Annotated in this window: 20 protein-coding genes; 8 read left to right on the forward strand and 12 right to left on the reverse strand. The window is 43.4% G+C overall.

The features are described 5' to 3' along the window. Position 1: 1 nt before the first annotated feature. The 6 genes from GFB48_RS05160 to GFB48_RS05185 are packed head-to-tail and all read right to left on the reverse strand — an operon-like array spanning position 2 to position 6,937. Positions 2–898, reverse strand: coding sequence for a hydroxymethylglutaryl-CoA lyase (locus tag GFB48_RS05160; RefSeq protein WP_163932143.1), 897 nt, complete (start codon positions 896–898; stop codon positions 2–4). A 2-nt stretch (positions 899–900) separates the two neighbouring features. After that, entirely contained in the window at positions 901–2,931 is a 2,031-nt protein-coding gene (locus GFB48_RS05165) for an acetyl/propionyl/methylcrotonyl-CoA carboxylase subunit alpha (RefSeq protein WP_163932147.1), read from the reverse strand. A gap of 3 nt (positions 2,932–2,934) precedes the next feature. Next, the gene (locus GFB48_RS05170) at positions 2,935–3,729 is read right to left on the reverse strand and encodes an enoyl-CoA hydratase/isomerase family protein (RefSeq protein ID WP_163932149.1); all 795 of its coding nucleotides are present in this window, start codon (positions 3,727–3,729) and stop codon (positions 2,935–2,937) included. Between the two features lie 8 nt (positions 3,730–3,737). Continuing rightward, positions 3,738–5,345: a carboxyl transferase domain-containing protein gene (locus GFB48_RS05175; protein ID WP_163932152.1), complete on the reverse strand. Its 1,608-nt coding sequence runs from the start codon at positions 5,343–5,345 to the stop codon at positions 3,738–3,740. Positions 5,346–5,355: 10 nt separating this feature from the next. Beyond that, on the reverse strand, positions 5,356–6,525 hold the full coding sequence (locus GFB48_RS05180) for an isovaleryl-CoA dehydrogenase (RefSeq protein ID WP_163932155.1): 1,170 nt from the start codon (positions 6,523–6,525) through the stop codon (positions 5,356–5,358). Positions 6,526–6,562: 37 nt separating this feature from the next. Beyond that, entirely contained in the window at positions 6,563–6,937 is a 375-nt protein-coding gene (locus GFB48_RS05185) for a MerR family DNA-binding transcriptional regulator (RefSeq protein WP_163932158.1), read from the reverse strand. 270 nt (positions 6,938–7,207) lie between these two features. On the opposite strand from GFB48_RS05185, the gene GFB48_RS05190 reads away from it, so the two are divergent. The 4 genes from GFB48_RS05190 (at position 7,208) to GFB48_RS05205 (ending at position 9,511) form a co-directional block, all read left to right on the forward strand. Beyond that, positions 7,208–7,630: a hypothetical protein gene (locus GFB48_RS05190; protein ID WP_163932161.1), complete on the forward strand. Its 423-nt coding sequence runs from the start codon at positions 7,208–7,210 to the stop codon at positions 7,628–7,630. After that, positions 7,617–8,042 carry a hypothetical protein gene (locus GFB48_RS05195; RefSeq protein WP_163932164.1) on the forward strand — a complete coding sequence of 142 codons (426 nt, stop codon included), beginning with the start codon at positions 7,617–7,619 and terminating at the stop codon, positions 8,040–8,042. Before GFB48_RS05190 ends, GFB48_RS05195 begins: the two co-directional genes overlap by 14 nt. Before the next feature lie 378 nt (positions 8,043–8,420). After that, complete coding sequence (locus tag GFB48_RS05200; protein WP_163932390.1) at positions 8,421–9,095, forward strand: RHS repeat-associated core domain-containing protein; 675 nt, start codon at positions 8,421–8,423, stop codon at positions 9,093–9,095. After that, entirely contained in the window at positions 9,092–9,511 is a 420-nt protein-coding gene (locus tag GFB48_RS05205; RefSeq protein WP_163932167.1) for a hypothetical protein, read from the forward strand. Before GFB48_RS05200 ends, GFB48_RS05205 begins: the two co-directional genes overlap by 4 nt. A gap of 162 nt (positions 9,512–9,673) precedes the next feature. On the opposite strand, the gene cgtA is transcribed toward GFB48_RS05205, so the two are convergent. The 3 genes from cgtA to rplU form a co-directional block, all read right to left on the reverse strand. Next, positions 9,674–10,849: an Obg family GTPase CgtA gene (gene cgtA, locus GFB48_RS05210; protein ID WP_163932170.1), complete on the reverse strand. Its 1,176-nt coding sequence runs from the start codon at positions 10,847–10,849 to the stop codon at positions 9,674–9,676. A 132-nt stretch (positions 10,850–10,981) separates the two neighbouring features. Then, positions 10,982–11,239, reverse strand: a complete 258-nt coding sequence (rpmA, locus tag GFB48_RS05215) for a 50S ribosomal protein L27 (protein WP_163932173.1) — start codon at positions 11,237–11,239, stop codon at positions 10,982–10,984. Positions 11,240–11,253: 14 nt separating this feature from the next. After that, entirely contained in the window at positions 11,254–11,565 is a 312-nt protein-coding gene (rplU, locus tag GFB48_RS05220) for a 50S ribosomal protein L21 (RefSeq protein WP_163932392.1), read from the reverse strand. Positions 11,566–11,827: 262 nt separating this feature from the next. On the opposite strand from rplU, the gene ispB reads away from it, so the two are divergent. Next, positions 11,828–12,799 carry an octaprenyl diphosphate synthase gene (gene ispB / locus GFB48_RS05225; RefSeq protein ID WP_163932176.1) on the forward strand — a complete coding sequence of 324 codons (972 nt, stop codon included), beginning with the start codon at positions 11,828–11,830 and terminating at the stop codon, positions 12,797–12,799. Between the two features lie 58 nt (positions 12,800–12,857). Here the strand turns inward: ispB and GFB48_RS05230 are convergent, their stop codons facing one another. Beyond that, the gene (locus GFB48_RS05230) at positions 12,858–13,544 is read right to left on the reverse strand and encodes a hypothetical protein (RefSeq protein ID WP_163932179.1); all 687 of its coding nucleotides are present in this window, start codon (positions 13,542–13,544) and stop codon (positions 12,858–12,860) included. A gap of 662 nt (positions 13,545–14,206) precedes the next feature. On the opposite strand from GFB48_RS05230, the gene GFB48_RS05235 reads away from it, so the two are divergent. Both GFB48_RS05235 and GFB48_RS05240 read left to right on the forward strand, forming a co-directional pair. Next, positions 14,207–14,356: a hypothetical protein gene (locus GFB48_RS05235; protein WP_163932181.1), complete on the forward strand. Its 150-nt coding sequence runs from the start codon at positions 14,207–14,209 to the stop codon at positions 14,354–14,356. 78 nt (positions 14,357–14,434) lie between these two features. Beyond that, on the forward strand, positions 14,435–14,647 hold the full coding sequence (locus tag GFB48_RS05240) for a hypothetical protein (RefSeq protein WP_163932184.1): 213 nt from the start codon (positions 14,435–14,437) through the stop codon (positions 14,645–14,647). Positions 14,648–14,967: 320 nt separating this feature from the next. On the opposite strand, the gene ppc is transcribed toward GFB48_RS05240, so the two are convergent. Both ppc and GFB48_RS05250 read right to left on the reverse strand, forming a co-directional pair. Beyond that, positions 14,968–17,586, reverse strand: a complete 2,619-nt coding sequence (ppc, locus tag GFB48_RS05245; RefSeq protein ID WP_163932187.1) for a phosphoenolpyruvate carboxylase — start codon at positions 17,584–17,586, stop codon at positions 14,968–14,970. Between the two features lie 154 nt (positions 17,587–17,740). Further along, positions 17,741–18,307: a hypothetical protein gene (locus tag GFB48_RS05250; RefSeq protein ID WP_163932189.1), complete on the reverse strand. Its 567-nt coding sequence runs from the start codon at positions 18,305–18,307 to the stop codon at positions 17,741–17,743. 295 nt (positions 18,308–18,602) lie between these two features. Between GFB48_RS05250 and GFB48_RS05255 the strand changes: the two genes are divergently transcribed. Then, positions 18,603–22,607, forward strand: a complete 4,005-nt coding sequence (locus GFB48_RS05255; RefSeq protein WP_163932192.1) for a heparinase II/III family protein — start codon at positions 18,603–18,605, stop codon at positions 22,605–22,607. The last annotated feature ends 122 nt before the right edge of the window (positions 22,608–22,729 follow it).

Genomic DNA, 22,729 nt, shown 5'->3' on the forward strand with positions numbered 1-22,729 from the left:
TTTAAACGCTTAAAGCTCTAGCCACTTTAGAGCCATTGTCACGGCCAAGTTGGCGACTGATATTATTACCCGCCTCAACCAGTTTCGCTAACTCTACGCCGTGTTCTATGCCCAAACCATTGAGCAAATACACCACATCTTCGGTGGCAACATTACCCGAAGCGCCGGGGGCGTAAGGGCAGCCGCCGAGTCCTGCTACCGCAGCATCAATGGTACTTATGCCAAACTCAAGTGCCGCATAAATATTAGCAACCGCCTGTCCATAGGTATCATGAAAATGGACCGCCAGTTGCTTGGCAGGGATCAAGCTTAAGCAAGCCTCTAGCATGGCCTTAACGGTTTTAGGGGTGCCCGTGCCTATGGTGTCACCTAGGGACACCTGATAACAACCCATATCTATTAATTGCTTCGCCACTTGCGCTACTTTTTGTGGATGAATCTCGCCCTCATAGGGGCAGGCAATCACGCAAGAGACATAGCCACGTACTTTCATATTATCTACTTTGGCTACGGCCATAATGTCCTCAAAGCGCTGTAGGCTTTGTGCGATTGAACAATTAATATTTTTTTGGCTGAAGCTCTCCGATGCGGCAGCAAAGATAGCCACTTCATCGGCATTGGCAGCGATAGCCCCCTGATAGCCCTGTAAATTAGGAGTTAAGGCGCTATAGCAAACACCGGCTTGGCGATTAATTCCCTTTAAGACATCATGAGTGCTGGCCATCTGCGGTATCCATTTAGGATTGACAAAACTGCCAGCCTCTATCGACTTTAGACCCGCTGCAGCCAATTGCTCAATCAGGGCAATTTTGATATCACTGGAAATGATTGTAGGCTCGTTTTGCAGGCCATCTCTTGGACCAACTTCAACAATAGAAACCTGTTTTGGAAAAGCCATAATCAACCCTGCTCCAATTCAAAATTCACCAGTTGGGCGCCGCCATCAATCATATCCCCTTGGGCATAATAAAAGTCGATAACCTGACCATCGGCTGGAGCCAGTACTGTGTGCTCCATTTTCATGGCTTCCATTACCAGAAGCGGTTGATTTTGTTTAACCCTTTGCCCCGGCTCTACCAGTAATGCCACCATGGTGCCATTCATGGGCGCCAAAAGATTGTTGCCATTGGCAGCTGCATCATTATCACCAAGGTCTGGTTGTAATACTGTAAAATCAATGGCTGTGCCATTATCAAAAATACTGCAAGCTGCGCCTTGTAGTAGCCCAGCATAATCGAGCGTACTGATCACACACTGACTGTTATGGCCATTAGTACAAGCCCTAAGGTTATGGCCGTCTAACTCACCACGGCAGACAAATACCTCGTCATTTATTATCACTTGATAGCCTGTAGCAATCGGTTCTACCACTAATGTGTATTCCTGCCCTGCCAGTTCAACATTAAAACTTAATTGAGCGCTGGCGTTCATGCGCCATGCCAAAGCACTGTGCCAGATATTGTCTAATTGATTGCTAGCACTATGCTGTTGCTGATTTAGTTTGTGGGCAAGCACCAATAGCAAGCCAATCAGGCATAACTGGCGCTGAGTATTGATCTGCTCTTCTTTAAAAATTAACTTATGATGGGTTTCAATAAAGCTGGTATCAAGCAAGCCATCCTTAAAAGGTTGGCTATCGGCAAGGTTATGCAAAAACGAGATATTAGTGGTGACCCCGATAATATGATACTGCTTTAACGCCGTGGTTAATCTTTGCAGCGCCCTGTCTCTATCAGTGTCCCAGGTGATCAGTTTGGCTATCATAGGATCGTAATAAACACTGACCTCATCCCCTTGGCGCACCCCAGTATCTACTCTGACAAACTCACTCTGTTGTGGGAGTTGTAAAAAGGACAATTTGCCCGTCATGGGTAAAAAGTCATGAGCTGGATCTTCGGCGTAAATGCGGGCTTCAAAGGCGTGCCCTTTAATACTGAGCTCAGCTTGTGCCATTGGTAGTGGTTCGCCTGCCGCCACCAGCAATTGCCACTGCACTAAATCGACCCCTGTGATCATCTCGGTGATCGGGTGCTCCACCTGCAAACGGGTATTCATCTCCATAAAATAGAAGCTGCCGTCGCTATCAAGCAGAAACTCTACTGTACCAGCCCCTTGGTAATTAATGGCTTTAGCTGCGCGCAGTGCCGCTTGACCCATTTTTGCCCTAAGCGCTTCTGTCATGCCGGGTGCTGGCGCTTCTTCAATCACCTTTTGATGACGGCGCTGTAATGAGCAATCTCGCTCGAATAGGTACACGCCATTGCCTTGGCTGTCACAGAAGATTTGAAATTCCACATGGCGGGGCCGGGTCAGGTATTTTTCTACTAACAAATCATCATTGGCAAAACTGTTTAATGATTCCCTTTTGGCGCCATCAAAGGCGGCATCAAATTCATCATCATGATGCACTTGGCGCATACCCTTGCCGCCGCCACCGGCGACAGCCTTTAGTAATACCGGATAACCAATTTTTAAGGCTTGGGCATGAATATTTTCTCGGCTTTGATCATCCCCATGGTAACCCGGCACCAAAGGAACATCGGCCTTTTCCATTATGGTTTTGGCTGCGGATTTAGAACCCATGGCTTCTATCGCCGCAATAGGCGGGCCAATAAAGACGATGTTCTGACGCTGACATTCCGCCGCAAACTCGGCGTTTTCAGATAAGAAGCCATAACCTGGATGAATCGCCTGCGCCCCGGTTAAAAGGGCTGCATCAATCACCTTTTGATAATCTAAATAGGACTCCCTTGCACTGGCGGCGCCAATATAAACGGCCTCATCGGCCATAGAAACATGCATGGCATTGGCATCCGCATCGGAATAGACCGCAACAGTGGCAACCCCTAACTTACGGGCGGTGTTAATCACTCGACAGGCAATCTCACCCCGGTTGGCAATGAGTATTTTTGAAAATTGAGTATTAGTCATAATCTAGTTCCCCTCCCTAGTTATCCATGCTGGCGGGCGCTTTTGCAAAAAGGCATTGAGCCCCTCTTGCCCCTCTGCTGATACCCTGATATTGGCAATGGCTTCACAGGTTGATTCGATTAATGCCGGGTTGATGTCTGTGGTTGCCACGTCAAAGACTAACTGCTTAGCCGCAGTAATTGCCTGAGGGCTGTTTAGTAATACACTGCTAATAAGACGCTCTATGGTTTGATCTAATTGTGGTGATTCCACCACTTCGCTAATTAATCCCAATTGATAGGCACGCTCAGCGCTAAAGCGTTCGGCGGTGGTAAAATAACGGCGGCAGGCGCGCTCACCAATGGCGGCAATGACATAGGGGCTAATGGTGGCAGGAATCAAACCAATTTTGACTTCGCTTAAGCAAAAGCTGACATTGGTGCTGGCAACCGCCATATCACAACAGCTGACTAAACCCACTGCGCCACCAAATGCCGCGCCCTGCACTCTGGCAATGCTCGGCTTAGACATAAAATTAAGGGTATAAAACAACTTAGCTAAGGCTCGACTGTCCTGCAGATTCTGCTGGTAATCATAATTTGCCATCCGCTGCATCCAGGCTAAATCCGCCCCAGCGCTGAAGCTTTTGCCCGTTGCTGCCAATACTAAGACTCTAACCTTGTCATCCTGATTGGCTTGTTCCAGTAATTCGGTTAAATGACCGATCAGCTGATCATCAAACACATTATGTTTATCAGGATTATTTAGAGTCAAGGTCGCGACGCCGCGTTTATCAATCGTAAAATGTACTTTTGACATGCTGCCCCCTACATTCTAAACACGCCAAATTGAGTGTCCTCAATCGGCTTATTTAAACTGGCAGAAATGGCTAGACCTAACACGGTACGAGTGTCGGCAGGATCAATCACGCCATCGTCCCATAACCTTGCCGAAGCGTAATAGGGGTGGCCTTGGGTCTCGTAGGTTTCAGTTATCGGACGTTTAAATTCGGCTTGTTCCGCTTCTGACCAGGGTTCACCAGCCTTTTGCTTTTGGTCACTTTTGACCTGAGCCAAAACATTAGCCGCTTGTTCGCCGCCCATAACTGAGATGCGGGCATTGGGCCACATAAATAAGAAGCGCGGATCATAGGCACGGCCACACATGCCATAGTTACCCGCACCAAATGAACCACCTATCAGCAAAGTAAACTTAGGCACTTTAGCGGTAGCCACGGCGGTCACCAACTTAGCGCCATTTTTGGCGATACCACCATGCTCATACTGCTTACCCACCATAAAGCCGGTAATGTTCTGCAAGAACACCAGTGGGATTTTGCGCTGGGCGCACAGTTCAATAAAATGCGCCCCTTTTTGCGAAGACTCACTAAACAAAATGCCATTATTGGCAATAATGCCTACTGGAAAACCATGAATGCGGGCAAAGCCACACACCAAGGTAGTGCCAAACAACGCCTTAAATTCATCGAACTCTGAACCATCAACGATACGGGCGATGATCTCGCGCACGTCATAGGTTTGGCGGGCATCCTTAGGCACAATGCCATATATCTCTTTGGCATCGAACAACGGCTCTTTACTTGGTTTAATATCTAACTGTGGTTGTTTGACTCGGTTAAAACGTTTAACTGCGTCTCTGGCGAGCTGCAAGGCATGGTGATCATTATTCGCCAGATGATCCGCTACCCCTGAGGTTTGGGTGTGCACTTCGCCGCCACCCAGTTCTTCGGCGCTTACCTCTTCACCGGTGGCGGCTTTGACTAATGGCGGCCCTGCCAGAAAGATGGTGCCCTGATTTTTAACAATAATGGATTCATCCGACATCGCTGGTACATACGCCCCACCCGCGGTGCAAGATCCCATCACCACAGCGATTTGGGGAATATTCATCGATGACATGGTCGCCTGATTCATAAAGATGCGGCCAAAGTGGTCTCTGTCGGGAAACACTTCATCTTGATGGGGCAAATTAGCCCCGCCAGAGTCCACTAAATAAATACAGGGTAAGTTATTTTCTTGGGCAATGGCTTGGGCCCTTAAGTGCTTTTTTACTGTCATAGGAAAGTAGGTGCCACCTTTTACCGTAGCATCATTGGCGACCACCATGCATTCCTGACCATTCACCCTGCCCACCCCAGCAATCACCCCAGCGGCCGCAATGTTATCGCCATACATGCCATAGGCTGCCAATTGGCCTATCTCTAGAAAGGGCGAGCCTATATCTAATAGGGCATCGATGCGCTCCCTTGGCAATAACTTGCCCCTCTCAAGGTGGCGCTGTCTGGCTTTGTCGCCGCCACCCTGTTGAATTTGTTCTACCTTGGCCTGCAAGTCTTGCACTTGAGTGAGCATATGCTCGCTATTAGCAATAAAGGCATCACTACGGGTATTAATTTTCGATTGTAAAATTGCCATGGATATTCCCTTATCGTGTTTCGTTAAACAGCTCGCGACCAATTAACATGCGGCGAATCTCAGAAGTGCCAGCGCCAATCTCATACAGCTTGGCATCCCTTAATAATCGGCCTGCCGGGAATTCATTGGTATAACCCACGCCTCCTAACAACTGAATGGCATCCAGGGCTTTTTGGGTGGCACGCTCGGCGGTATAAAGGATCACTCCTGCAGCATCTTTACGGCTTTGTTCGCCTCTGTCACAGGCTTTAGCAACCTCATACAGATAAGCACGGCAGGCACTTAATTCGGTGTACATATCGGCCACCTTGGCCTGCACTAACTGGAATTTACCTATGGCTTGGTCGAATTGCTTACGATCATGAATATAGGGCACCACCAAATCCATACAGGCTTGCATAATGCCCACTGGACCGGCAGCTAACACGGTACGCTCAAAGTCTAAACCACTCATTAGCACCTGTACGCCACCACCCTCATGGCCAAGGATATTCTCTGCTGGCACCACGCAATCTTCGAACACTAATTCACAGGTATTAGAGCCACGCATGCCTAACTTATCTAGCTTAGGGCTACGGCTAAAACCGGCAAAGTCACGCTCCACAATAAAAGCGGTAATGCCCTTAGAGCCGGCGTTAACATCGGTTTTGGCATAGATAATAAAGGTATGGGCATCGGGGCCATTAGTGATCCACATCTTACTGCCGTTAAGGATATAGTTATCCCCTTGTTTATCAGCCTTTAATTTCATGCTGACCACATCTGAACCGGCATTAGGCTCGCTCATGGCGAGCGCCCCCACATGCTCACCCGAACATAACTTTGGCAGGTATTTTAGCTTTTGCTCATGGGTACCATTTTTGTGTATTTGGTTGACGCACAGATTGGAATGGGCGCCATAGGAAAGGCCGACAGAGGCCGAGGCGCGGGAGATTTCTTCCATTACCACACAGTGGGCCAGATAACCCATATTGGAACCACCGTATTGTTCATCCACGGTGATACCTAATAACCCTAACTCGCCAAGTTGTTGCCACATTTGGCTAGGGAAAGCATTGTCTTTATCTATGCTTTGGGCAATGGGTGCCAATTCGTTTTGGCAAAACTTATACACCATGTCGCGCAGCATGGTGATGTCTTCCCCTAAATCAAAATTTAGGGTTGGGTATAGCGTATTCATCGTCTTTCCTTAATGCTTCAGCTTAAGGGCAGAACGGCTAAGAAACCTGATTAATGGCCTCTTTACAACGTGCCTCTACCTCGTCCAATTCCAATAAAGAGATTTCAATGTCGTTAAGCTGTTGCAGCAAGTTCTGGCGACGCTGTTCGATTTTAGCAATTAGGGTTTGCAGCTGCTCGATGTTATTGCCTGAGTGATCATACATTTCAATGATTTCTCGGCTTTCATCTAAGCTCAGCCCTAAACGCTTACCTCGCAAAATTAGCTTTAGGCGCACTCGATCGGCACTGTTATAAATACGAGTTTGATCCTTCCGCTGTGGGGATAACAACCCCTTATCTTCGTAGAAACGAATAGTACGGGTAGTAATATCAAACTCTTTAGCGAGATCGGAAATGCTGTAACGGCTCATAGTTCTCTTATTGGGCTTAGTTAAAATGATTTAATTTGGTTAAATTACACCCAAATACTACTTTACGTTTACGTTAACGTAAAGCTATTTTACAGAAAGAGTTATTAGAAGTGTTGTGAGAGTACCGCTTAGTGTGAAGATGTATAGGTAGGCATGGGATACGCGAGTAGCTAAAAAATGAAGCTGAGTATATTCAACTGCGACTCAAGAGTGCTATGTTAATGAACAATGTGTATCAAGATGTCAGAAGTCGGCAGGTGATAAATAAATATGAATACTTTTTATAACCTTTTAACTAGCTTAACTTTGATTTTATCTATAAATGTATCAGCCAATACTTACTTTAACTTCACTGATTTTCAAGGCGTTTGGTATCTTGATAGTAAAATGGAAAAATTAACGGGAGTCAGCAAGATTGAGTTTGTAGGGAAAGAGCTGAACTATTATGAAGGGCAAGCGGTTTTGGATTGTCACTTATATGAAACTACAGCGGTTAGCCTTGCAATAATTTACCAGTGCTACTCTGATAACAAGTTATATAGAACTTTATCGTTAACCATTTCAGAAGTTGCGGGTAGCCCTAGTATTGTTGGCTTTGAGTACATGCATGGAAGTCACAAGAGAGATGAGGCAGATTATGTTTATTTTGGCACCCCTGTTCAATTTTATAGGAAAAGAAATGATGAAAAGTAAACCTTGCTACTACTTTTTATTAATGATGACTCTTTCACCTTTCAAAGTAATCTCAGATGGGATTTATGGTACTGAATTTGCGGGTAACTGGAAAAATATGCACCAAGATATTGCCCCATCATATATTCATATCTCAGTTGATGGCTCTTTAAAATATTATTTTTTGGATGACAATGGTGATAGTCAATATATTTCTTGCTCAAAAATAAAGTTAAATGATTTGGAATATTTATCAGTTTCAGAATGTTACTACCAAGGAAAGCTATTTAGTAATATTGTGCTCTCGGGATGGAGCACTAGTAGAAATGATAGAATCTTTGGAACTGAGTTTGTCTATCATCAAGAAAATGATAAGAATGTAATTTACTCAATCCCAGTTACACTTGAAAGAGTACGGAATATTAATCAATAAATTAGCTTAGTTGCAGCTCAATCCCCCCTAAAAATAACCTATAAAAAAGCACCGAAATGTCGGTGCTTTTTAGGATTAATCTGATTTAACGATTATTCGTTGGTGTAGATGATGTTTGAAAACCTTTTCGATAAACAAGATCTTTAAACTTGTATGGCGCTTTAAATCCTAAAAGCTTCCTGCATTCCAAGTTGTTCTTGCCTGCTAACGCCAATGCTAGATGCTATCTATTGCCAGCTTTTGACAATAGCATACAAAATAAAACAGGGATAATTATCCCTAAAAACTGTCTAAAATACTGATCATGTGGTTATTGCTCTCAATGCTTACCGTAAAGCAGATAACTTAGGCTCTAATCTATTTTCTTAAACAGGGCAGCTGCAAATCCCGCTTACTGGCCTTTACTACTACAAAGCACGGATTTATCATCCAAAGTTAGGTCGATTCCTTCAGACTGACCCAATAGGTTATGAAGATCAGATGAATCTTTATGCTTATGTGGGGAATGATCCAGTTAATGCTACAGATCCTACGGGCATGACTACGTGCTTAAATGAAGATTGCAGCAGATCATCAGTAGATACGGACGTTAATGGTGATGGAAAAACTAATATTACATTTGTAAACGATGTAAGCGGAGCACCAGCTCCTCCAAATGACTTCACTACTGAGACAGCTACTATGATAGAAAACGCTGTGAGGGATTCGGGAGTTGATAGTGTTAATATAAATAGTACTTCAGGGAGTGCAGGAGTAAACAGAAGTTCCCCTAGGCATGGAAATGGGCAAGCGGCAGACATCAACTCTGTCAATGGACAACCTGTTGACCAAAATGGTCAGGGAGTTCAAGATCTACAAGATGCTTTCGCAAATCAAGGAAATATCCGAGAGAACTATGGCCCTTCTAGAGTTGAAGTTACAGGAGCTAATGGAACAACTGTAAATAGAGCAAACCCTAATTCTACTGCGAAAACTCCTTGGGGAAGCAGGGCTTACAACAGAAATGTTGTTAGAAAACATAGAAATCACATACACGTATCGGGACAGCAATGAGAATAATTATCGCACTGAGTTTGCTTTTAATTTCAGCTTGCACTCAAGCTAATTCAAAATGTTTAGGGAGTGATCAACTTAGCACTGTTGCTAGATATGAATGCCTATCAAACAATGCTTTTGTTGCATTATCCGAAGTTGGCAAGCATCTAGACAATGAGTTGGCTAGAGTTAAACTCTATAAATTAGATGGAGAATTAACATTAAGTAGTACTCCTCCAGATTACGTGATTTCTATCACAAGCTTGGATATTGGTGAGCCTGTGGTGATCTTGGGGTTGAAAACTAATCAGTCTATAAGACTCAATTTAAATTCCCAAAATGGCTTTGACTTAGTTGATACTTCTGGACAGCAACAATTTAGAATAGTTTTTAACGGCTATGAAGATATTTCGGTTAACGGAGTAACTTTTTAATTTGAATCCAAAGCCTCGCTAGTCGGGGCTTTACTTCAATATACGAGTTAAAAATTTACCTCTCAATGTAGGCCGATAGCAATTTGTATAAATCACAATTCGCTAACTATAAAAAAGCACCGAACAATGTCGGTGCTTTTTAGGATTAATCTGATTTAACGATTACTCGTTGGTGTAGATGATGTTTGGATGATCATCATCTTCATCCCAATCGTCATCATCCCAGTCATCGTCTTCCCACACGTCGCCTGTCTCATCAAGCTGCGCTTTATGGTAAGAATCCCATTTGAATTCAACTTCTTGCTCGTCAGGGTTAACTGCGGTTTCTTCTGGTAACTCATCAATGAAGGTCATCAGCTTGCGGGTTAGCTCGTGGGTACCCTGCTTGTTTACCGCAGAAATTTGGTAAACATCCCCTTCCCAGCCTAGTTCAGCCACAATGTGGTTGATGCGCTCTTCTAGCTCGTCTTCTAACATTAGGTCTGTCTTGTTAAACACTAACCAACGAGGCTTACCAGCAAGTTCAGGAGAGTACTTTTCAAGCTCGCCTACAATTGCCTTCGCATTTTCAACAGGATCGCTACCGTCAAAAGGATCCACATCAATCAGGTGAATCAGAATACGACAACGCTCAAGATGCTTTAAGAAACGAATACCAAGGCCAGCACCGTCTGCTGCACCTTCAATTAGACCTGGAATATCGGCAATAACGAAACTCTTACCCGGATCAGGATTCACTACCCCTAGGTTTGGTACTAGGGTAGTAAATGGGTAGTCAGCAACCTTTGGCTTAGCCTTAGATACAGAGCGAATAAAGGTCGACTTACCAGCGTTTGGCATACCTAGCATACCCACATCAGCAAGTAGACGCAGTTCTAGGGTAAGGTTACGCACTTCACCTGGGGTACCTAAAGTCTTCTTACGCGGTGCACGGTTGGTTGAGCTTTTAAAGCGAGCATTACCAAGACCATGGAAACCACCTTTAGCCACCATCAGCTTTTGCTCATGCTGGGTAAGATCGCCAATTAGCTCACCGGTTTCTTCATCGGTAGCACGGGTACCCACTGGCACAGGAATAAATAAATCGGCACCACGTTTACCGGTACAATCAGAACCGCGTCCGTTCTCACCACGTTCAGCACGGTGGAACTTTTCAAAGCGGTAATCAATCAGGGTATTAAGGTTTTCATTAGCAACTAGGTAAACATCACCACCATCGCCGCCGTCACCACCATCTGGTCCGCCGTTTGGAATGTATTTTTCCCTACGAAAACTACTACAGCCGCTACCACCATCGCCGGCTTCTGCACGGATCTGTACTTCATCTACGAACTTCATGGAAACTCCAAAAAAGAAATATGCTCTAGTTATAGCTATAAACTTGGTTTTATAGCTATAACTATAGCGTTAAAAAAACAAAAGCCCCGCCAATAGGCAGGGCTTTTTAAAATTCTTAGCAAGAATTACTGATTATTCAGCTTCGATGCTTACGAATTTACGGTTCTTTGCGCCTTTAACTTCAAATTTTACTTTGCCGTCAGCAGTAGCGAAAAGAGTGTGGTCTTTACCGATGCCTACGTTAGTACCAGCGTGGAACTTAGTACCACGTTGACGAACGATGATGTTACCAGCTAAAACTGATTCACCACCGAAACGCTTAACACCAAGACGTTTACTTTCTGAATCGCGACCGTTCTTAGTAGAACCACCAGCTTTTTTATGTGCCATTAGTCAGACTCCTATTAAGCGTTAATGCCAGTAATTTTCACTTCAGTAAACCATTGACGGTGACCCGCTTGTTTACGTGAGTGCTTACGACGACGGAACTTAACGATCTTAACTTTCTCGCCACGACCGTGAGTTACAACTTCTGCAGTTACTTTACCGCCAGCAACGAAAGGTGCACCAATTTGCACGTTTTCACCGTCAGCAACAAGAAGTACTTCATCGAATTCGATGGTAGCACCAGTTTCTACATCTAATTTTTCAAGGCGAAGGGTGTGACCTTCAGCAACACGGTGTTGTTTACCACCGCTTTGGAAAACAGCGTACATAGCCATTTAACTCCACATTAGTGCGCAAACTAAATTCAAAAAATGAATGAATGTTAGCTGCGTCTTAAATTTCTAGACAATGGTGGCGGATTCTACATGGAGGTTAAACATCAAGCAAGCATAAATTGAAAAAGATCGATAAAATCTTTAATAAGGTGATCTTGCTACAGATAGATGCTGCCCTCGTTCATTTTTTCAGGTAGAATTTCGCCAACTATTAAAGCTTTCGCAAAATTTGAAGCGATTTTACCACGAGTCATCCATGGATCTACAAGCAATTCGTAATTTAACTGCCGAAAACATGAAGGCAGTCAACCAATTGATCCTTGAGCAAGTACAATCGGATGTTGTGCTCATTAACCAACTAGGTCACCACATTGTTCATAGCGGTGGTAAGCGCATGCGCCCTATGCTGGCGACATTAGCCGCTAATGCTTTAAATTATCAAGGCGACCAACATATAAAGCTAGCTGCTGTCATTGAATTTATCCATACTTCCACGCTACTTCATGATGATGTGGTGGATGAGTCGCATATGCGTCGCGGACAACCAACCGCCAATGCCGTATTTGGTAACAGTGCCAGCGTGTTAGTGGGTGACTATTTATACACGCGCTCATTCCAGCTGATGGCACAAATGCAAAACATGCGCGTGATGGAAGTGATGGCAGACGCCACCAACATTTTGGCCGAAGGTGAAGTGTTGCAGTTGATGAACTGTAATGACCCAGAAACCGATGAAGCCAACTACATGCGTGTTATCTACTGTAAAACCGCAAAGTTATTTGAAGCAGCCACCCGCTTAGGTGGGGTGCTTGCAGGTGCCAATGCCGAACAAGAGCAAGCCTTAGCTGATTACGGCATGTACCTAGGTACTGCGTTCCAGCTGATTGATGATGTATTAGATTACACCGCAGACGCCGACGAACTAGGCAAGAATATTGGTGATGATCTTGCTGAAGGTAAACCAACGCTGCCGCTTATTTACGCCATGGCTAACGGCAATGCCGAACAGTCAGAAATGATCAAACAAGCCATCGAAAAAGGTGATGGTACCGATAACCTAGAAGCTATCTTAGTGGCCCTAAAAGAGACTGGCGCCCTAGACTATGCTACCAATAAAGCCATTACAGAGTCAGAGAAAGCCATTACGGCCCTAAACTGCATTCCAGAGTCTGATTATAAGCAGGCATTAATTGGCCTTGCCAAAATCGCTGTAGAGCGTTCGCACTAACAGCTAGTAAGCTATGAAAGATGATAAGCCCGCTATTTGACTAGCGGGCTTTTTTACTTCAAAAGTAACCATATTCAATAATATAGCCTCCATGCTCATCATCGAAAATATATTCGGTGACATAAATACTTGGATTAGCTTTTTTGAATTCTATTAGACGTTTAGCTGTAATTTCCGAGCCTAAGTGCATTCCAGTTATTATGCATCGCTGTACTTTACAATACTGTAGGTCAACACTCAGAAAATTTTGGTTTGGTAAATTTCCCCAATTATCTACCCACTCAGATTGATCTTCATGAACAAAAGCATTGAGCATATCCTGAATAAATTGGTCTTTATCATTTTGCAAACGTTCACTAGCAAGCTCACTCATATATACAAAGTGGATAATTTCATCTCTAGCTTTAACTGGTAAATAAACCTTTTCATCTAGCACAGCCCACCACCCTGATTGCTCAGATAGTTTAACTAATTTCCAATATAAGGGAGTATTATTTCTAACCACCTCGATATTTGCGATTGCTTGCGGCAATTCTAATTCATCAACAACTTCTTCAGGCTGAGTATCTCCTGTGGTGATGACTTCGTAATCAAGCTCTAAACTATGCCCCACTCTCGAGGTATGCATAGGTTTTGAGTCTATAGAGTCTGGAGTGATTGGATCGCGAACTCCTTGCTGCCCCCCCGAAAAACAAATCACAATTAAGGTAAAAATAAATAATAATGCCCATAATAATCTGCTCATAAACAACACTCCTTGTCTTTTTTGAGTACAAAATAAAATACCGTTTCCTTTTTGGCAACGCTAGCTGGTTGCTATTTATGCAACTGCGTTCTAGACTGGCCAATGTTATTAAGTTGTTTAACTAGGGTCTGTTGGCCTTACTATCATTCATTTTTTAAAGGTAACACCATGAGATTACAGTACATAAGCTTCGGTTCGAATTTTTCTTAGCTCGATTTCCTATGCCCTGCCTAGGAGATCTTGTTCTTCTGGGTGACCGCCAAAGCCTATGTGCACAGCCCAGAAAATTCTGGGCTTTTTAATGCCCAAAAACGAATTAAGAGAGACGTAAAATGGGTATTAACACAGCAGGGTCTGCGAACCTTTGCTGTTTGTTTCTGCAGCAGTTTGTTAGCCTTTTATACAAGGCGGAGCGATTGACGTGTGGTTATTGCTTCAACGCAGTAGAAATGGCTAACAAACGCTGCCCTTCGGGTGCGTTTAAAGGTCAACCTATCTGCGTTGCTCTCATTTTACATAGAATAACTATGCTTCAATTCGAGTGCCTTGCTATCTTGCCCTTTAATTCGCACATAAAGGAAACATGAAAGGTCCGCAGACCCTCATAAAAACATTAAACATTAAACACTGATGCCACCAAATTAGACGTGATTGCACTAGAGATGCATTTAAACAAATCAACCATCAGTAAAATGGGCAACAAATCTTTAGGGCAAACCAATCTTGCTAAGCTAAAAGACTTTGTTGAGGCCACAGGCGGTTCATTAGCCATAGAAATTACTACCGCCGATGGCAGCACTATCCATATTTAAAGTTTATTGATCATCCACCTTTGCAAACCATACATTCGTGCTAAGTTAAAAGCATCATGGTTTGTAGAGGTGATGATTATGGACAATCAATTAAAATCAATTCTAACCCTATCCAGTAAAGGCTTACTGTTCGGCCTGAGCATTGGCCTGTGCCTCACCGGCGCTTACGACATCCACATCAACACCGCCCAAGGCAACTTCAGCGCATTAGGCGTCGACAAACTGATCATAGGCGTCAGCCTAGGATTTATCAGTGCGATGGTTTTGAGTTGGGAAAAAGTTGAAAGTTAAACGTCAAACGTCAAACGTCAAACGTCAAACGTCAAACGTCAAACGTCAAACGTCAAACGTCAAACGTCAAACAGCATTATATTTACCTAGGGTAAACCTACCAAGCTAAAAGCTTTCACGTATCTACAAGCTAGGCGAAATTGAGACAAGGCTTTACGAAGCTAACGCAGTATCAATGAGAAAAGCGAAGAAATTTTAGCTGCAATCTCTAGGAAGCTCTAACAAGGCGACAAGTTCACTCAGCCCCATGAGCGTAGTTCGCTACGTGATTGGGGTGAGTGAACGCCGTCAACGCAGTTAGAGCGAAGTAGAGGCCGCAGCTAGCCGGTGTTGCGCATACCAGCAGCTATACCGCCGATAGACAGCATCAACGCCTGCTCTACTTGCTCGGTATCTTCAGTCCTTGAACGCTTTAACAACTCCGCCTGCAGATAGTTAAGCGGATCGATATAAGGGTTCCTCAATTTTACAGACTCTTTATTCCATGGCAGATGATCCATCAACTGCTGTTCTTCCGTCAGACTTAAGACTGTTTCAATACCTAATTGCAAGCGTTGTCTAAGTGCTTGTCCAATATGATGCAGCTCTGGATCAACTAACAAATTTTCATAATATTTTGCTATCGCAATATCAGATTTTGCGAAGACCATTTCCAGCATCGAAATGCGGGTATTAAAGAAGGGCCACTCCTTAATCATTTGTTTGATTAACTGTTGCTGGCCCCCCTCTATGGCATTAGCCAAGGCTTCACCGGCGCCTAGCCAAGCTGGCAGCATCATGCGGTTTTGCATCCAAGCAAAAATCCAAGGAATAGCCCTTAGACTTTCAATGCCACCCGCGCGTCGTTTCGCTGGGCGCGAACCGAGTGGCAGTTTTGCTAATTCTTGCTCTGGCGTAGCGGTAGCAAAGTATTCAACAAATTTAGGCTCACCACGCACCACCTCGCGGTATCTAAGCACAGAATCTTCTGCTAAAGCTTGCATGGAATCGCGCCAGCTTTGCTGAGGCTGTGGCGGTGGCAGTAATGTCGCCTCTACCACGGCAGCGGTATATAAGGTGAGTGACTGTATTGCCAGTTTGGGGAGACCAAATTTAAAGCGGATCATCTCCCCTTGCTCAGTCACCCGAATGCGGTGATCGACACTGCCTGGAGGCTGAGACAAAATCGCTTGATGAGCTGGGCCGCCACCACGACCAATGGTACCACCACGACCATGGAACAAAGTCAGCTCAACGCCCTTTGCTTGGCAGACTTCAACTAATTGTTCTTGAGCACGATACTGAGCCCAAGCGGCAGCAAATACCCCCGCATCTTTAGCCGAATCACTGTAGCCAATCATCACCTGTTGCTGGCCTTGGCAGTATCCTAAATACCAATCAATATTAAATAATTGCTGCATGGTTTGTTTAGCAACATTGAGATCATCCAAGGTCTCAAATAACGGTACGATGCCAATATTATGCTGACAACCACACTCTTTTAGTAATAACAGCACTGCCAATACATCAGAAGGTGAGGTCGCCATAGAAATAACATAGGAACCTAAGGCTGCAGGGTTCTGTTTGGCAACTAAGCGGCAAGTATCAAACACCTCTTGCACATCCGGGCTAGGTTGCCAGTTTAAGGGTAATAATGGCCGCTTATTGGTGAGCTCATTTAATAAGAAGTTTTGCTTTTCTTGCTCGTTCCAGCTGCCATAATCCCCTAATCCCAAATAACGAGTAAGCTCACTAATGGCTTCGGTGTGGCGGGCAGAGTCTTGACGAATATCCACCCTAAGTAAATGCACACCAAACGTTCCCAAACGCCTTAGTACATCGAGCAAGCGGCCATTTGCGATCAACCCCATATGCTGCTCTTTTAAACTGTTGTACATGGCTGTCATGGGCACTAATAACTGAGATTTATCAGAAATAATAGCCTGAGGATCAATCTCATAGCCTTGGCCTTTTAATTCAGCCTTCAGCCAAGCAATCGTATCATGCAACTTGCTGCCTATTTGCCTTAATATAAAACGATAGGGCTCAAAATTTCCTTCAGCTAACGCCGTTACTTCGTCATTAGCACGCTCCATTGGCAGCTCGGTAATGAGCTCACGCACTTCGGTTAAATACAGCTCTGCAGCACATAGGCGGTTTCTTAGCAGCACCTCTTTAGTCACTTTGGCGGTCACAAATGGATTACCATCTCGGTCCCCCCCCATCCAACTTGAAAACTGAATCGGTGCTGCCTCTGTACCCAAGTTAAAGCCTGTTGCTTCAAATAACTTGTCATTGAGCTGTCTTAAGTATTTGGGCATGGCCTGCCATAGGGAATTGGTGATTGTGCTCAGTCCCCAGCTGGCCTCATCCACCGGGGTTGGGCGCTCTTTACGCACCTCTTTAGTATGCCAGATTTGGGCAATAAGTTGACGCAGACGCAGCATCGTATCTTGGCGGGATTGCTCCGAAATAATCGGATTTTCTAGCTCGAATAAGCAATCGATAATTTCGTTGTATTTTTGAATTTGAGTCCGGCGAGACACCTCTGTAGGGTGAGCAGTCAACACTAAATCAATCGATAGATTACGAACACTCTCAAGCAGTTGCTGTGGTGACTTATCGCTCAGCTTAGTAAATAAAGGAACTAATGGATTTTCAGCGGCGAACTGATCTGACGCATGGGCAATGCCATGGAATTGTTCTGCTAAATTAGCTAAATTTAAGAATTGGCTAAAAGCTTTAACTACATGGGCTAATTGATTATCTGGGATACTCGTCAGCAAATCCAACATTTGCTGCTGGGCTCCGCTCTCTCCCTGACGAGCAGCCTTGGCTTCGGCGCGAATGGCTTCAATTTTATCTAAAAACTCTTGGCCTAGGTGCTCTTTCATCGTGTCACCTAAAATCTGCCCCATTATGTTAACATTCGACTTAAGGGCGGCATATGCTTCCGTCATTACTAGCTCCATCTATTACTGACACTCACTTTAGGTTAGCGTCATATCTATGTAGAAAACAACCCCAAACAGGAACCATTCATCCACAAAAGGACTCTCATTTATAAATAAGATACCCTAATTTGGCTAGTATTTAGACATGAAAAATTTAGTATTAGAACTCAAACTCCAAATTAAGCAAATAGGCCTCAGTCCCCATTAATCTGAATTTAGGCACTAACTGTGTGCCGCCAAAGTTGAGCCAATCAAATCGATAACTGACACCCAACAACACCGATAGCATCAACTCCTCGCTAAGGAAGATACCACTTTTATAAATGTCCTTATCGTAGCCGCTGACTAAACCTAAATTAACATCAAAGTTAAACCTGCCTACTTCAATCAGGTCATGCTCAACACTGGTCATATAAGAGCGCTTAAAATAGGAATTTTCAAAGGTAGTCGCAGCAAAAGTTAGCGTACCAATGCGATAACCCAAGCCAATGACTTTATTATCTTCATTGTAATCAAAATACTGCCACTGTTGATTACCCTTTGAAATTCGGTATTGGTCACGGAAATGGCCTGTCAGTAACCCCACCTCTAGCGACCAGCCATTGTTAACACCTTGGATGGTTGGAGTGGCAATATACCTCTCAAGGGGAGACTGATAAGCCCAAGTTTTTTGAGACCAAAAGATAGAAAGGGAAAGGCTGATTATTATTTTTATTAACCTGGACATGGTACTACCTCAACAACGACCAACAACGGTTAGTTAATTAAGGCGGCGAAGACATGGGGAGTATTTAGGCCAATGACTGAACAATAGCAACAACTAAAAATCACTACTTCTGCCCCAACCAACAAACAGGCACAACAATACCTCACAAAGAAGCTACCCACGCTCTCGCAAAACTATGCCAGCAATCTTCAACTAAAACAGAAAAACCTTTTAAATTAATTACATAATTAATGTCATATAACCTTTTTTGGTGTCGCCTTACCCTCTAACTGATAAACGCAGTGAGAGATATACAGTGAACAAAAAAAAGTACAATAAACTCTTGGCTATTTCCTTAGCCAGCTATATTGGGCCCAGTTTGGCCATAGAAAGTGGTAAAGAACTGGTCGCCTATTGGAGCTTTGATAATTCAGTTCAAGCTCAAGTCTTCGATACCATCAATGGTACTGCTGCTAGCCTAACTAGCAACCATTCACAGGTCATTAGCCCAAGGGGCTATGCCTTGCAATTTGAGCAAGCCAACAGTGGCGCAGAGTTAGTCCTAGATCACAATTTTATGGAGAAAGTTGATCAGCAATTGTCGATATCTTTTTGGCAAAAAGGTTATGGTCTTAGTAACGATAATAATGTCATTTTTGCTAATGACATTAACGGTTATCGGGTACTTCGCAGCCACACACCTTATTTAAATGGTAATGTTTATGTTGATTGGGGTAATGCCAATACTAGCCCGAGCCAATATGACCGACTTTCTGGCCCTAAACCCACTACACTAAGCACTGACAATTGGCACCATTGGGTAATGACAAAAAACCTTATTAGTGGCGAATTTAAAGCCTATTTTGACGGTCAATTATATCTATCAGCAACCAATAAAGTATTCGATTTCAAATTAATAAATAGCTTTAAAATTGGTAATGAGTTTGTTGGCCAAGTTGATGAGCTAAAAATATTTAACGGCGAACTAAATGCTCAAGAGGTGTTTGATTTATTTAATGGGGTTGCCATTGACAGTGACTCTGATGGCATTAAAGATGATCGAGACCCGTTTCCATATGATCCTACAGAATGGCTAGATACTGATAATGATGGTATTGGTAACAACAGTGACAACGACGATGATGGCGATGGTGTGCTCGATAGTGTCGATGCCTTTCCACTCGACCCTAATGAAACTCTAGATACCGATGCCGATGGCATTGGCAATAATGCCGACCAAGATGACGATGGCGATGGTGTCGTGGATAACTTGGATGCCTTTCCACTCGACCCTAGTGAAACTCTAGATACCGATGCCGATGGCATTGGCAATAATAGCGATCTGGATGATGATGGTGATGGGATCAATGATCTTGTAGATCCTAAACCGTTAGAAGCGGATCCTAGTGCTAGCGATGTACACTTAATTGCCCATTGGACCTTTAATGAAGCCCAAGATGGCGCTGTTTATGACAGCATTAATGGTTTACAAGCTCAATTAGGGAATACACACAGCCTATTACCAAGCCCAAAAGGTAAGGCGATTGCCTTCAACGATAGTATTGATGGTAACCAATTAGTTTTGGATCACAGCTTTATGGCTGAAGTGGATGAGCAATTGAGTATATCATTTTGGCAAAAAGGCTACCAAGATACTGATGACAATAATGTATTGTATGGCAATGATGCACAAGGTAATCGAGTCGCCAGGAGCCATATGCCCTATCGAGGTGACAAAGTATATGCAGATATGGGTAATGACAATGGTGATGCCAGCATCTATGACCGAATATCAATTACACCAAGCAGTAAACTCGATAAAAATCAATGGCATCACTGGGTAATCACCAAGAATATCAGTAGTGGTATATTCAAGCTGTTCTTAAACAATGAATTACTCGTACAGGGGACCAATTTTTATCAAGGTTTTAGCTTACTTGATGAATTTATGATTGGTAACCGCTTTAAAGGGGAATTAGATGATCTAAGGATCTTCAATACAGAACTGACTGCCGCTCAGGTACAAGGCTTATTCAACCAGCTCGATAGCGATGGTGATGGCAGCAGCGATCAATTTGATGCATTCCCAAATGATTACTCTGCCAGTGTCGATGAAGATTTAGATGGTCTGCCTGATGCTTGGCACTTCGGCAGTAGTACTACAGAATCAAGAATCCTTGATGACAACATTGACATCCCTAATAATAAAACTGGCCGTTATGAGCAGATCCAACAACAGTTAAATTTGTTGCGAAATCAACAAATAAATAGCGAATTTGATATGCAAGCCTTGCTATTAAGATTGGATCTATCTCATGTCGATTTAGCATCAGTTAAAGCTGCCTATGACGCTAATGATATTGTTTTGGCAGGTGACAAACTGCTAGAGCATTATAAAAATAAATTTTCTGATAAAGCCCTTAGCTTTACTCCAAATAGCTTATCAACTAAAGAGCAGCAAAACTTTTTCCATGAGTTTTGGGGGGATGACTCAGAAATGCATTACATGGGTGACGGTTATGATTGGGTTACTCAGCCTTCTATCTATTCCGAATGGATAATACAGCACAATAGAGAGTTTGGTGATATTCAATTGATGATTGATGCTTATCAAAAAACTGCTAACAAGGTCTTTTTTGATGAAATCATCGCCAGAATAATCTCCTATTTTGAACATGCCTACCCCTTTACCGAGGATCAACATTTAAAATACGATTATGGGGTAGATCATCCATTTAGCAATTCTATTAGGGGGAACTATTTAGGCCAAATCATTACGCAGTTGATCAATACTCCCCATTTTGATCAGCAAATGCTTGCCTATTTACTAAATAGCCTATTCCACTCATTGGATTTTGTCACCCAAAACTACACTGCTTCTGGTAATCATTTAACCTATGAACTTACTTATGTTATGCAAAATGGTTTTTGGTTCAACGAACTCACTCGAGCCAGTGAAGCCGATATTGGCTGGATTGAAGATGCTGTTACTCAAACCAGCAACCTATTATTTGCTGAAGTCTATCCCGATGGCATGAATAAGGAACTCAGCGCCCATTACCATGGTGATTATGCTTTCAAGTTTAGAGACTTTTATCAGTTAGCCTCTGACAATGGCTATGGTGAACATTACTCTGCAGAATATTTAGCATTACTTAAAAAAACCTTTGATGCTGCTATGGGCTTCTATTTACCAAACTTTCGCAGAACCAGCTTTGGTGATGGTTGGCCAAGAATTACTGGCACTCGTTACTTTAAAGAGTACCGTGCAACAGATCCTAAGCATGAATACTTGGCCAGTTATGGTACCAACGGGTTATTTTTTAGGAATACTATTTTAGATTGGGGGGGGTATTATGGCCTGCGCAGTGACTGGGGCTTTAATGAAGGTGATGGCATTGGCATGATTTTAAAAAACGGAGATGAAGCATCTTGGCATAACCAGCCAGATAACCTCACCTTTGAGCTGACTGCCTATGGCCGCACCTTAATTTCTGATGCGAGTCAACAAACCTATGGGAGCAGCGATCCTGAAGCCATTGCTATGCGAGATAAATACAAGCAAACTCGAGTTCATAATACCGTCACTTTAGATAACCAAAACACAGGCTTTGGCCATCAAATTAACCGTTTTGCTGAAGATCTAAACAATAATGGCGTAAGTTATGACGTGATCGAATTGCAAAACCAAAGCTATAGCGATTTATTACATCAACGAACTGTTTTACTCATCAACAAACAATATTTTGTCATCATTGATAAACTCAGCGGCGCAACAACAGCTGGCCAACTGCGAGCTCACTTCCAATTAGCTAATGAAAATGAACTTGATGGCACTCAAGCATTTAACCCTAACCACAGTGTTATTGATGCTGAAAACCTGCAACTGCATACGCAAATGCCAACCATCGACTCTCGGAACGGTAATCTGTTGATCAAAGCTTGGGGACAACCACAATTGCAGCTAGAAGATGAAATGCAAGGAACTGGTCCTTACGCAATTGGAGCGGGTTTTGGAGTGATCACCACTGGAATGAATGAATTTGAAAGAAGGGCGATTGCCTATCGGCTTCCTAGAACAGTGGGGGAGCAATATTTTGTTACCGCATTGGTGCCTTTTAAAGGTGACAACAGTCTGGGTAATTTAACCCCTATCGTTAGCATCGAATTTAATCCTCTAAATCAACAGGTTGATTTAAATGTTAATGGCATCAACTATAGCGTTAGTCTTCCTACAGATTTAGATTATGCAGTGGATACAGATGGTGATGGTGTCGCTAATTTAACTGATGACCAACCTTTTGATAGCAATTATCATTAACAATAAACGGCTTACTTTTGACTGTTGAAAGCAACTATCATAGCTAAACAAAAAACACTGACTGTTAAATTTAAGTCATAAAATCCTGATAACAATAAGCCTCTAAATGCATCCCATTTAGA

It is taken from the genome of Paraferrimonas sp. SM1919 (assembly GCF_010993985.1).
Lineage (GTDB): Bacteria > Pseudomonadota > Gammaproteobacteria > Enterobacterales > Shewanellaceae > SM1919.